Annotated in this window: 14 protein-coding genes; all 14 read left to right on the top strand. The window is 31.1% G+C overall.

What is annotated here, in order from left to right:
• Positions 1-83 precede the first annotated feature (83 nt).
• On the top strand, positions 84-416 hold the full coding sequence (locus tag WC663_04655) for a nucleotidyltransferase domain-containing protein (protein MFA6296621.1): 333 nt from the start codon (positions 84-86) through the stop codon (positions 414-416).
• A complete protein-coding gene (locus tag WC663_04660; GenBank protein ID MFA6296622.1) occupies positions 406-807 on the top strand; it encodes a HEPN domain-containing protein in 402 nt (133 codons plus the stop codon). Before WC663_04655 ends, WC663_04660 begins: the two co-directional genes overlap by 11 nt.
• Before the next feature lie 59 nt (positions 808-866).
• The gene (locus WC663_04665; protein MFA6296623.1) at positions 867-1,526 is read left to right on the top strand and encodes a nucleoside monophosphate kinase; all 660 of its coding nucleotides are present in this window, start codon (positions 867-869) and stop codon (positions 1,524-1,526) included.
• 38 nt (positions 1,527-1,564) lie between these two features.
• Entirely contained in the window at positions 1,565-2,320 is a 756-nt protein-coding gene (gene map / locus WC663_04670; GenBank protein ID MFA6296624.1) for a type I methionyl aminopeptidase, read from the top strand.
• 137 nt (positions 2,321-2,457) lie between these two features.
• On the top strand, positions 2,458-2,838 hold the full coding sequence (gene ruvX / locus WC663_04675; GenBank protein MFA6296625.1) for a Holliday junction resolvase RuvX: 381 nt from the start codon (positions 2,458-2,460) through the stop codon (positions 2,836-2,838).
• 72 nt (positions 2,839-2,910) lie between these two features.
• Complete coding sequence (locus WC663_04680; protein ID MFA6296626.1) at positions 2,911-5,901, top strand: right-handed parallel beta-helix repeat-containing protein; 2,991 nt, start codon at positions 2,911-2,913, stop codon at positions 5,899-5,901.
• Between the two features lie 184 nt (positions 5,902-6,085).
• Positions 6,086-6,817, top strand: a complete 732-nt coding sequence (locus tag WC663_04685) for a dolichyl-phosphate beta-glucosyltransferase (GenBank protein MFA6296627.1) — start codon at positions 6,086-6,088, stop codon at positions 6,815-6,817.
• Between the two features lie 18 nt (positions 6,818-6,835).
• Positions 6,836-7,300, top strand: a complete 465-nt coding sequence (locus WC663_04690) for a small multi-drug export protein (protein MFA6296628.1) — start codon at positions 6,836-6,838, stop codon at positions 7,298-7,300.
• 118 nt (positions 7,301-7,418) lie between these two features.
• Positions 7,419-8,180, top strand: coding sequence for a triose-phosphate isomerase (gene tpiA / locus WC663_04695; protein MFA6296629.1), 762 nt, complete (start codon positions 7,419-7,421; stop codon positions 8,178-8,180).
• Between the two features lie 123 nt (positions 8,181-8,303).
• On the top strand, positions 8,304-9,143 hold the full coding sequence (locus WC663_04700; protein ID MFA6296630.1) for a class II fructose-bisphosphate aldolase: 840 nt from the start codon (positions 8,304-8,306) through the stop codon (positions 9,141-9,143).
• 21 nt (positions 9,144-9,164) lie between these two features.
• A complete protein-coding gene (locus WC663_04705; protein ID MFA6296631.1) occupies positions 9,165-10,169 on the top strand; it encodes a 4Fe-4S dicluster domain-containing protein in 1,005 nt (334 codons plus the stop codon).
• Between the two features lie 124 nt (positions 10,170-10,293).
• Positions 10,294-11,136: an FAD/NAD(P)-binding protein gene (locus WC663_04710; GenBank protein ID MFA6296632.1), complete on the top strand. Its 843-nt coding sequence runs from the start codon at positions 10,294-10,296 to the stop codon at positions 11,134-11,136.
• Positions 11,137-11,224: 88 nt separating this feature from the next.
• Positions 11,225-11,440 carry a HypC/HybG/HupF family hydrogenase formation chaperone gene (locus WC663_04715; GenBank protein ID MFA6296633.1) on the top strand — a complete coding sequence of 72 codons (216 nt, stop codon included), beginning with the start codon at positions 11,225-11,227 and terminating at the stop codon, positions 11,438-11,440.
• Positions 11,440-12,111, top strand: a complete 672-nt coding sequence (locus WC663_04720) for a DUF6390 family protein (GenBank protein ID MFA6296634.1) — start codon at positions 11,440-11,442, stop codon at positions 12,109-12,111. Before WC663_04715 ends, WC663_04720 begins: the two co-directional genes overlap by 1 nt.
• Positions 12,112-12,150 lie beyond the last annotated feature (39 nt).

Raw genomic sequence — 12,150 nt, forward strand, 5'->3', positions numbered from 1 at the left:
AAATAATGAAGGTGGAAGCCTTCTTTTTTCTTGTCTATTTTTTTTGGGAATGCTATATTAGAAGTGAAGTTAATTATAATTTTATGAGTAAACAAAAAAAGTTAAAAGAACTAGAAGTGATTACAAAAAGAATTGTTAAGAATTATGCTCCTGAAAAGATTATTCTTTTTGGATCGTATGCTTGGGGTAAGCCGACAGAAGACAGCGATTTTGATTTAATGATTATAAAAAAGAATAAAAAAAGTGGTAAGGAAGGATTTTTTGAGGAAAATATGAAAGTGAGAGATATAATTGATGGTGAATTAGCGATTGATGTTTTAATACATACGCCAGAAGAAATTAAAAAAAGGTTGGACATGGGGGATTTCTTTTATGACAATATAATAAAAAAGGGAAAATATCTTTATGAAAAGTGATAGGAAAGATAAAGAAAAATTATTTCCAGAATGGTTTAGAAAAGCTGAAGAAGATGAACTTTCGGCTAGAGATATTTTGAATGATCAGGAAGGAGCACCGAGTACGGTTTGTTTTCTGAGTCAACAAATTGCTGAAAAATGTTTGAAAGGATATTTGGTTTATAAGAAAAATGAATTTCCTAGGATTCATCTTTTGGATAAATTAATAAATTTATGTCGGGAGATTGATCGAAGTTTTGATGATATAATGAAAGAAGCTAAGTTTTTGAGTGATTTTTATGTTGCAACCCGTTATCCAGGTGATTTTCCTGATTTTGATTTTAAAGATGCAGAGAAGGCTTTTGAAGCAGCTTTAAAGATTAAGAATTTTGTTTTGAAAAGGATTAAATAATTTAGATAATAATATACTGAAGGTTTTAATACCTTCTTTTTTAAGAATAAGAATTTTTTATGCAAAAACAATTATTGATATTATTTATGGGACCATCTGGTTCTGGAAAAGGCACTCAAGCAAAAATGATTAGCAATGAATTTGGCTTTAATTATATTGAGATGGGCGGAATTTTGCGTTCAGAAGTAAAAAAACAGACTGATTTAGGCAAGGAAATTGATATAATTATTCATAAAGAAGGAAAATTGGTGCCTGATTTGATGGTTAAAGAGCTGATTAAAAAAGTATTAATAGAAAATGATCATGAAAAAACGATTGTTTTAGATGGCTATCCAAGAACGAGCCAGCAAGTTTTTGATTTAGACGAAATTTTAAAAGCAATGGATTTAAATAAAGAAATTGTTGTTTTTAATATTAAAATTTCTGATGAAGAGGCAATGAAAAGATTAACTCAAAGAAGGATTTGTGTAGGTTGTAAAAATGTTTTGCCTGCTGATTCAAAGGATTTAAATTGTCCAAAATGTGGTGGTAAATTAGAACATCGCAGCGATGATAATCCAGAAAAAATTCAAGAGAGATTAAAATGGGCTCATGAAAAAGTGGAGCCAGCAATTTTGGAATATAAGAAACGTGGAGTTTTGGAGGAAATTAATGGTGAGCGACCAATTGAGATTGTACATAAGGATATTGTTGGAAGGCTTAAAAATATATTATCATAGTTTTTAAAGTTATAAAGTTATAAAGTTTTTAAAGTACTATGTCTAAAATCATTATAAAGACAGACGAAGAAATTGAAATAATTCATGAAGGTGGAAGAAAGCTGGCTCGAATTATGGAAATTTTGAAAGATGAAATATCAAGACCTGGATATCTTACAAAAGGATTGGATGCTAGAATAAATTTGCTGTGCGAAAAATTTGGCGCTAAACCTGCTTTTATGGGATATCGAGGTTATCCGGCAACTGTTTGTCTGTCTTTGAATGATGAAATTGTACATTGTCCTCCTGGCGACAGAATAATTAAAGAAGGAGATTTGGTTAGTTTAGATTTTGGGTTGAGATATAAGAATTTATATACTGATAGCGCAATTAGTTTTGGTGTTGGAAAGATGACGCCTTTGGCTGAAAAATTAATTAAAGTTACTGAAGCTTCATTATATAAAGGTATTGATCAAGTGCGTCCTGATGGGCATATCGGAGATATTGGACAAGCAGTTTCGCGATATGCTGAAGCTAATGGATTTTCCGTTGTGCGTGATTTGACTGGTCATGGTGTAGGAAAGGAAGTTCATGAGCCTCCACAAATTTTAAATTATGGCAGAGAAGGTGTAGGACCAATTATGAAAAAAGGAATGGTTTTGGCAATTGAACCTATGGTCAATGTCGGTGATTGGAGAATAAAGCAAGGTGTTAATGGCTGGTCAATTATGACTGCTGATGGAGAGTTGTCAGCGCACTTTGAACATACTGTTGCTGTTACTGAGGATGGATATGAGATTTTAACTCAGCAATAATTTTCAATTTCTAATTTCTAATTTTTATTAAATTATTAATGAATTAATTTCTAAACATCGACGATAAAAATAGGTTTGAAAATTAATGCATTAGAAATTCAATAGAAATTAGAAATTTAAAATTAGAAATTTTAAGCATGAATATTCTAGCAATAGATTTTGGCAGTAAACACATTGGTTTAGCAAAAGGTGATGATCAAAACAAAATAGCTTTGCCTTTTTTAAGTTTGGAAAATAATGGTTTAAATAAATTAATTAACGATTTAAAAGAAATTGTTAAAAATGAAAATATAGAGGAGATTGTTGTTGGATTGCCATTAAATATGTCAGGACAAAAAACAGATCAAACTAAAAAGACTGAGTATTTTGCAGAAAGATTAGGTAAAGAAATTAATATCAAAATTATTCTTGAAGATGAAAGATTGACATCTTTTGGGGCTAAAAAATTAGGTAGTGATGTTGATGAGCATCAATTGGCTGCAAGAGAGATTTTACAAGGATATTTGGATAAGAATTAGTTTTTTGTGGATAATATTTTATTCTAGACATGGTATACTTAGGTTATCTAAAGATAGGATAATAAAACAAAAATGTTTTCGAAACGAGCAGGAAAAAATCAAGATCGAATTCTTGAAAAAGTAGGTTTTTTTAGTATTTCAAAATGCAAGATTCTTTTGAGTCTTTTTTTTGTTTTGGGAGTTTGTTTGTTTATGACGGTAAGGGTAAATGCCGCTTCGACTACATATTATGTTGATGCAACAGGTGGATTAGATACAAATAATGGGACTTCAGTTAGTACACCATGGAAGACAATAACTAAAGTAAATACTTCAATGGATTCTGCCACAATAAAAGCTGGTGATTTTGTTTATTTTAAACGAGGCGAAACTTTTACAGGATATTTAGATGTTGATGTTACTGGGACTGCTGGAAATATTTTGACTTTTGGCGCTTATGGAGATGGAAATAAGCCAATTATTAATGCAACTGGTAATAATCGTGCTATTGATGCAAGAACCAATATGTCTTATATAACTTACCAAGATTTAACTGTACAGAATGGAACCACCGATCAATTTTTTATCTATGATAGTGCTACAAATATTACTATCAATAATGTAACTATTTCTGGCGGAGCTACAGGTATAAATATTATTACTGGTACTTTTGCTGATATCTCTATTACTTCTACTGAAATATCGAATTATACCGGAACAGGAATAGCATTATATAGTGTAACTGGCGGCGGAACAAATATTACCATTGATGGAGTAACTGAAAATTCAGGTACTGGAACAAGAGGAATCTACATTAGCGCAGGAACATGGAATGGCATTGACATCCTAAATTCAGTATTCAGCAACCATAGTGCACAAGGCATACAAACCGCATCATCAGTTGTAAATGATCTGACGATAACTGATGTTACTGCTTCAAGTAATAACGGATATGGTGTGTACTTGGGAGGGAGTGGTTCAAATTATGATATACATGGTTTGACTGCCAACTCCAATGGCTCTACTGCAGACTATGACGGATTATATCTAAATACTTCATCCAGTTCTTTAAGTAATATTACTATTGAAGAAAGCGAATTTAACAGCAATGATGGAAATGGATTAGCATTCGCCAGTACCGGAAGCACTAGCTCCGTTTTATCTACAAACGCTTCAAGCAATGATGGTGATGGATTTAATATTCATAATGCTTGGACTGATTTAACATTTAATAATTGTATTGCAAATTCTAATGGCCTAGTCGGCCAGTCAGGCGCAGGCGATGGTTTTTCTTTTCACGAAACAAGTACTGGTACTATTAGAAATAGTATTGCTCAAGATAATATGAAATCATCAGTTGCAAATGTAGGAAGTGCTCAGGTTGTAATGTATAATAATCTTTTTTCTCATACAACTAATGGTACTCTTGCTCTTGTTTATTTGTCAGAAACAGGAACATATTCGCTATATAATAATACTATTTATAGTGCAGGGCATATAGGGTCTGGTCTGAACGTTGTTGGACCGACTCTAGATGTAAAAAATAACATAATTTATGGTTTCGATATTGGGTTTCAGAAAACTTCTGGTACTATTACTGAGGATTATAACGATGTATATGGCGCAACTACAGCCAATTTCAGTGGTCTTACTCCAGGCACTCATTCTCTTCAGCTTGATCCAAAATTAAATAATCCGCCAACTGATTTTTCTCTTCAGTCAGATTCTCCTGCAATTGATTCTGCCTACGATACAAGTATCACCACAGATTATGCCGGCAAGCAAAGATACGATGATCCAGACGTAGCAAACACCGGAGCAGGAGCAGTACCATATTATGATATGGGAGCTTATGAATATGTTCTTCCACCAGATCCAATATTTACATCATCATCTCATCCATCGCAATCATCTTGGTATTCAAATACAACAGTCAATATGTCATTGTCATCTAATGGATCTTCAACTACTAATTACTATTATCTTGTCAATCAAAATGCAACACCAACTAAAGCAGAAGTCTTAGCTGGTACATTTGATGCTGACGGTATTTTTACAGTAACAATTTCATCTGATGGTCAATGGTATATTCATACCATAGCTGTTAATTTAGATAATGATCCGTCAACAAACTACAGCAGCTATTTAGTCCAAATTGACACAGTACCTCCATCAATTCCAGGTACTCCTTCAACATCTTCGTTAACAAACAACAACAAGCCAGAATGGACATGGACAGCATCAACAGATGCAACTTCAGGACTAGGTGATCCAGCTTACAATGTACAATGGTGTGATAATTCAAGCTTTATTGGTTGTGATTTAAATATCTCAACTTCAACAACAAATTCTTTTACTCATTCAATTGCTTTGGCTGATGGCACTTGGTATTTCAGAGTTCAAGCTATTGATAAAGCTGGAAATACTTCTGATTGGTCAGCTTCAGGTACTGATACAATTTTGACAGTTATTCCTTTTAACGAAAAAATTAATCTTAAAGATGCAGTTTTAAATCAAACCTATCAAAGCCAACAAAACAATGTAGATCTTCTTTTTTATCTTCTGCCAAAACAGAAAACAATCAAAGATTTATACATCAAATTAATTAGAAACAAGAAAAAACATCTAAATGGTTTCACAAAGAAAAACAGCTATCCAGGATATCTCAAGCTATTATCAAACATCGGCACAGTCAAAAAAGCCTATCAGAAAAATGTTAACAAACATATTAATTTCAGAGTTTCAGTAAGATATTCAAAAACAAAATTAAACAAGACGAATATTAAAGAAAAGAATCTAAGACTATTTATTAAAGATCGAGATGGAATATGGCGAGGGCCATACCGAATTTATCAAAACAAAACAACTCATACTCTAAAATTTAAGATTAGAAACTATTTAGTTAGACAGCCGAAAAACCCAATTCCAAATCCTTTAGATGTTAAGACTAAAAACAGACCATTTGCTCCAACATTTTACTTTAGAACATTAAAAAAGATTAAATTCGTAATTGCTGAGAAGAATGCCTTATCTAATTTAACTAATTTGGAAACATCGGATAGCCAAGATTTCTTTTTTGAATAATAATTATATTAACAAAGCCCCTCTTGTATTTATTTGGGGCTTTTTGTTTTTTTGATAAAAGTTTGTTATAATATGGCGTAGAAGCGGATTAAACGCTGATACTAACGCTGATTCGAACGCTGAAATGAGAATTTGAGATGTAGATCTTTAATTGTTGATAATTTTTATATTTTTTTTAATGATCATGAAACTTTCAGTAGTAATTCCGGCATACAATGAAGAAAAAAGAATAACAAAAACTTTAGAATCAGTTAATGAATATCTGACAAAACAGGATTTTGATTATGAGATTTTAGTTGTTGCTAATAATTGTACAGATAATACTGATAAAGTTGTTTTGGATTTGAAAAATAAAATCAAAAATTTAGAATTAATGGATATAGGCGCTGGAATACCTGGGAAAGGTGGAGCAGTAAAAGTTGGTTTTTTGAAGGCACAAGGCGAGTACATTATGTTTATGGATGCGGATAATGCAACAAAAATTAATGAATTAGATCATTTTTGGAATTATTTTGATGAAGGTTATGATATTGTAATTGGTTCGCGTGATACTAAAGGATCAAAAGTTGTTGTTTCTCAAGCTTGGTACAAAGAATTAGCTGGAAAAATAGGTAATTTATTAATTCAAATTGTGGCCTTACCTGGAATTCATGATACTCAATGTGGATTTAAAATTTTTAAACAAAAAGTTGTAAAAGACGTTTTTCCAATACAAAAATTAGGTGGATGGGGATTTGATATTGAAATTTTAGCTTTAGCAAAGAAATTTGGTTATAAAATAAAAGAAGAACCTATTACTTGGTTTAATGCTGTTGGTAGTAAAGTAAGTATGGGTGATTATCTACATGTTTTTTCTGATTTATTTAAAGTTAGGTGGTGGTTGTGGACTGGAGTTTATAAAGTTAAAAAGTTATAAAGTTCATAAAGTATTGCTATGTTTCAAAGTTTTTCGCTGATGATTAAGGCGATTCTTATATCAATAGTTGGTGATATTAAGATCGTTGTTCCTTTTTTTGCAGCACAAGGACAAATAGCTTGGTGGCAAGTATTATTCGCTTCTGTACTTGGTAATTCTATTTCTGCGATATTTTTGTTGACATTATTAGTTTTGCTGTCTGATTTTTTGAGACGTAAATTTTCTTTTTGGGATAAATTCTTTACAAACCTTTTTGAAAAAACAAAATTAAAACATAAGAAAAATTTTGAAAAATGGGGCGTGTTAGCAGTTCTTTTAGCTGCAGCAATTCCTTTGCCTGGTTTTGGTGGATGGACTGCTGCTATTGTTTCATTTGTTTTTGGAATTAAATTTAAAAAAGCGGTATTGTTTATTATTTTAGGAATATTTTTGGAAGCTGTTATTATGACTCTTTTGAGTTTTGGGATTAAGAATATATTCTAGGTTTTGTGTGTTTAGATGTTTGTTAAGTTTAATTAGATTTTATTGTTTTAATAAGTTTTAACGCGGAAAAACGCAGAACTTAACGCGGAAAATGCGGAATCGTAATAAATAATAATATATGCGAAATAAATTAATAGTTGGTAATTGGAAAATGAATTTGACTTTGGAGGAAGCTCGAAGGCTGACTTTGGATATTCGTCAAGGATTAACAAATTTGAGCGAAAAAGTTGAAGTTGCAGTTTGTCCATCATTTGTTCATTTAGCTAACGTTCATTATCAATTGCCATCAAGTATAAAATTAGGATCGCAAAATGTTTTTTGGAAAAGTAATGGAGCATATACTGGCGAGATTTCTTGCGATCAACTTTTAGATTTGGGTTGTTCATATGTTATTGTTGGTCATTCTGAAAGAAGAAAAAATTTAAGAGAAACTGATGATATGGTTAATGACAAAGTTTTAGAATGCATGCAAAAAGGATTAAAACCAATTATTTGTGTTGGTGAAACAAATGACGAAAAAGAAAAAAATATGACAGAAGAAAAAGTGACTCAACAAGTTGAATTAGCATTAGAAGGTGTGAAAAGCAAAGATGTTATAAATATTACAATTGCATATGAACCGATTTGGGCGATTGGTAATTCTAATCCAGCAGAGCCATCTGATGCACAAGCTGTAATTTCAAGAATAAGAGATATCTTGAAAAATAATTATTCAGAAAAAGAATCAGAAATGATAAAAATTTTGTATGGAGGAAGTGTGAATCCACAAAATATTGCATCTTTTGTTTTGGAAAAAGATATTGATGGTGCTTTGGTTGGAGGAGCAAGTATCAAAGCAAATGAATTTGTGGGTATAGTCAAGCAAGTTTTAAAAATATAATAACTAATAACCAAATCCCAAATTCCAAACAAATCCCAAATTACAAATTACAAAAATGACGATAGCTTGTAATTTGTGTTTTGTGGATTGTAATTTGTTTGGAATTTGGAGTTTGTAATTTTTATGTTAATTTCATCTCAGATCTTATTAAAAAAAGCCCAACAAGAGCATTATGCTGTTGGTGCTTTTAATACTTCAGATTTAGAAATTACAAAAGGAATTGTGAGCGCTTCTGAAGAGATGAATTCGCCAATTATTTTACAAACTTCTGAGGGAGAAATTGTGCATTCTGGCAAAGATATTTTTTTTAATGCAATGAAAATTTTTGCAGAAAAATCTAAAACTCCAATTAATTTAAATTTAGATCATGGAAAAAGTTTTGAAATGTGCAAATGGGCAGTTGATATTGGCTATAATTCTGTAATGATTGATGGTTCAAAATTATCTTTAGACGAAAATATTAAATTAACAAAACAAGTAGTCGATTATGCTCATGAAAGAAGCGTTGTTGTTGAAGGCGAAATTGGTCTTGTGCCAACACCTGATAAAGGCGAAGAAGTAAAAATCTTAAAAGCTGATCCAAATGAATGTAAAAAATTTGTTGAAGAAACTGGTTTGGATTTTTTGGCTGTTGGGATTGGCAACGTGCATGGTGAGAACAAAGGAAAGCCAATTTTGGATTTTGAAAGATTAAGTGAAATTTGTAAAGTTGTTAGTATTCCTTTGGTTTTACATGGTGGTTCAGGAATTTCTGATTTGGATATTAAAAAAGCAATAAGTATGGGAATTTGTAAAATTAATGTTAATACTGAACTCCGGCAAGCATTTGTAAAATCTTTGCGTGAATCTTTGGAAGATGAGGACGTGATCAAGCCTTATGATATTATGGAGCCAGTGGAAGATGTGATCAAAAAGGTTGTTGAGAAGAAGATCGAGATTTTTGGATCTAAAAATAAGATATAAAATTGCTCAAATAAAGTTAGTATGTCTAAAACAAAATTTTTAGAATTAATCAATTTTTTACAAAAAAACCATAAAGTTTATGGGCCTGTTTTGGATCTGGCAAGCAGATTATTAGTTCGCGAAATAAAAAATCCAGAAGATTTGGTTTTGAATGGCAGATTGACGCATTATTCTTTTAAAAATTTCTTTTTACCAGCTTGTGAATCTTTGTTTGATTATGATCATCAAAAATTAAAAGAGACAAATTATAGTTATAAAAAACAAGCAATTGTTGGAATGACAATATCTGATTTAAAAGCATTAGAATTGTATGATCAGGTTTTTGCTAAAGATCCATATTATCAAGAAAGAAGAAGACAGACTCTGGTGATTGGATATGGTTTGGCGGGCGAAAAAAGTTATTCAGAAGAATTAATTTATGAACAAAAATTTGAGGAAGATATATTAGAACATGTTAAATTTGATGTCTTTCTCGAATTAGAATCTAATACGACTAATAAAATCTCTAATGACTTTTGTCACGTTTTTGCTGGATCTGTTGAAGGACAGAAAGTTTTGGATGGTTTTGGATATAAAGATTATAAAAATATAAAATATGTTGGGCCTATTAAGGAGAACGGTTTAGATAAGACAATGGTCGCTGTTTTTAACAAGATGAAAAAGGGTTATGCAAAAAAGATTTGGGAAGATATTGGAAAAAGATGTATAGAATGCGGACAATGCACTTTGGTTTGTCCGACTTGCTATTGTTTCAGAATTGATGACGAACCAAGTTTAGATAAAGGTAAAGGTAAAAGAATAAGATGTTGGGATGCATGCATGTATCATGAATTTTCAGAAATTTCTGGTAAGACTAGATTATTGAAAAATACTGAACAGAGAATGTGGTTTTGGTTTTATCATAAATTTGTGAGAATCCCATTCAAATATAAAATACCAGGATGCGTGAAATGTGGGCGATGTTCAAGAGTTTGTCCGGTCGATATTGATTTTATGAAGGTTTTGCAGGATGTATTAAAGAGTTAATCGTTGATTTATAAAATGCTTGTAACCACAAAGGCACAGAAAATTTTAAGACACAAAAAATGTTAAATTTATTTAGTGTCTTCGTAGATTTTGTGTTTTAGTGGTTGCAATGGTTATATCAATTATGCTAAATTCGTATAAAACAAAACTTGTAATTATAAAAAGAGTAATTAAAGAATCTTCTGATGTAAAAAGATTTGTTTTAGAATTTGAAAATAAAGTCGATCAAGAAAATTTTGATTTTATTCCAGGACAATTTATTAAAGTCTCAGTTCCTGGATTATGCGATGCGCCGTTTACTTTTGGAACAAGCCCAAAAAACAAAGAAAATTTTGAAATTGCTGTACGAGGAGTCGGAAATTTAACTAATTTTTTGAATCGAATGCAAGTTGGTCAGAAATTAGGAATTAGAGGGCCGTATGGGAATGGATTTCCAATGGATATAATTAAAAAAAGAAATGTTTTGATTGTTTCTGGAGGTTGCGGATTTGTGCCTTTTAAATCAATTATTGAAGATTATTTAATAGATAAAAAAAATTATCAAAGTAAATTCCAGATTTTTTATGGAGCAAGATCTTTTGATGATTTATTATTTAGAGATGATTTTGAAAAATGGGAAAATAATGAAATTGAATTGAAATTAATGGTTGACAAGGGAGGCGATGCGATGTGCAAGGATTCGAAGTATAAATGCAATGTTGGTTTAGTGACAGATTTGATTAAAAATGAAAAATTGGTAGAAAAGCCAGTCGTTTTAGTATGTGGTCCACCAATTATGGTTAAGTTTGTGGTTATGGAATTAGATAAATTATCTATTCCTCATTCTGATATTTTTGTTTCGTTAGAGCGAAGAATGGAATGCGGAGTTGGAATTTGCGAGCATTGTGCAATCGGTCCTTATTATGTTTGTAAAGATGGACCAGTGTTTAGTTGGGATAAAATTGAATGGATTCCGGGAGTCGTGTAAAATTAGTAAAATTTATAAAATTAATAAAGCGAGTAATATTTATAAATTCGAAAATTAAGAAATTGAATATTATTTTAAATTTTTTAGCATGTGCTTAGCGATTCCTGGAAAAATTGTTGATATAAATAAGGATGGATATTTGATTGATTATGAATCAAAGAAAGTTCAGGTTGCCAATTCTTTAATAAATAATGTAAAATTAGGTGATTGGGTAATTGTGCAAAATAGGTTTATAATTAATAGATTAGATATTCAAGATAATGATTTGTTCTTTTCAAATCTCAAAGTAAAGGAGGAAAAGTGATGAGCAGTAAAGAAGGATTGATTGAAGCAGCAAGATTTTCTTGGAATTGTCAGCCAGATAATAAAATGCTTTGTGATGGATTATATGGTTTTGTTCGTGGTAATGGCGGACATGATGTTGAATGGATTGAAAGGCAATTAAAGAATCTATATTCATATTTTTATTATCTTTTGATTGCAAGGCAGAATGGTATTTCTGATCCTTTTGATTTGAATGTTGTGCAGGCGCATTGGATTGGCAATGATTTGTTGAGAATTGTTAAACCTGAAGATGTAAAAAAATTACAGGCTACAGGAGAACTTAAGGCTTTGCCAAAAGAAAAAGAAATGATGATTTTATGGTTGCTGAATAATCTAGTAAAATCAGGATCTTGTCCTCATCATAGTTTTCATGCAACTGTAAATGAAAAATTGAATCCAGATTTAATTCGTCAAGGAAAAAGATGTTTTGTTGAATGTGGCAAGGTAATAGAATTAGAAGATAATTATTTTATTGTTGATATTGATGGAAATACAAGAAAGTGTGGTTATGGTTTTTTGAAAGGTAAGATTCAAGTTGGCAATTTGGTTTTAATCCATTTGAATGAAGGTCGAAGGATTGCAGATTTGTATGAAAAAATGAGATTGGACGATTGGTCTGCTATCACAATGAGTTCTTTAAAATTGATTTAATTCAGATTTCTGATCTTTAATCTTTCGATTAGAGATTTT

It is taken from the genome of Patescibacteria group bacterium (assembly GCA_041662665.1).
Classification (GTDB): domain Bacteria; phylum Patescibacteriota; class JABMPQ01; order JABMPQ01; family JAQVVF01; genus JAQVVF01.

Coding starts and splice junctions, on each gene's coding strand:
- WC663_04665 (MFA6296623.1), top strand. CDS start 867: ATGCAAAAACAATTATTGATATTATTTATGGGACCATCTGGTTCTGGA.
- WC663_04690 (MFA6296628.1), top strand. CDS start 6,836: ATGTTTCAAAGTTTTTCGCTGATGATTAAGGCGATTCTTATATCAATA.
- tpiA (MFA6296629.1), top strand. CDS start 7,419: ATGCGAAATAAATTAATAGTTGGTAATTGGAAAATGAATTTGACTTTG.
- WC663_04660 (MFA6296622.1), top strand. CDS start 406: ATGAAAAGTGATAGGAAAGATAAAGAAAAATTATTTCCAGAATGGTTT.
- map (MFA6296624.1), top strand. CDS start 1,565: ATGTCTAAAATCATTATAAAGACAGACGAAGAAATTGAAATAATTCAT.
- WC663_04710 (MFA6296632.1), top strand. CDS start 10,294: ATGCTAAATTCGTATAAAACAAAACTTGTAATTATAAAAAGAGTAATT.
- WC663_04715 (MFA6296633.1), top strand. CDS start 11,225: ATGTGCTTAGCGATTCCTGGAAAAATTGTTGATATAAATAAGGATGGA.
- WC663_04680 (MFA6296626.1), top strand. CDS start 2,911: ATGTTTTCGAAACGAGCAGGAAAAAATCAAGATCGAATTCTTGAAAAA.
- WC663_04700 (MFA6296630.1), top strand. CDS start 8,304: ATGTTAATTTCATCTCAGATCTTATTAAAAAAAGCCCAACAAGAGCAT.
- WC663_04685 (MFA6296627.1), top strand. CDS start 6,086: ATGAAACTTTCAGTAGTAATTCCGGCATACAATGAAGAAAAAAGAATA.
- WC663_04720 (MFA6296634.1), top strand. CDS start 11,440: ATGAGCAGTAAAGAAGGATTGATTGAAGCAGCAAGATTTTCTTGGAAT.
- WC663_04655 (MFA6296621.1), top strand. CDS start 84: ATGAGTAAACAAAAAAAGTTAAAAGAACTAGAAGTGATTACAAAAAGA.
- WC663_04705 (MFA6296631.1), top strand. CDS start 9,165: ATGTCTAAAACAAAATTTTTAGAATTAATCAATTTTTTACAAAAAAAC.
- ruvX (MFA6296625.1), top strand. CDS start 2,458: ATGAATATTCTAGCAATAGATTTTGGCAGTAAACACATTGGTTTAGCA.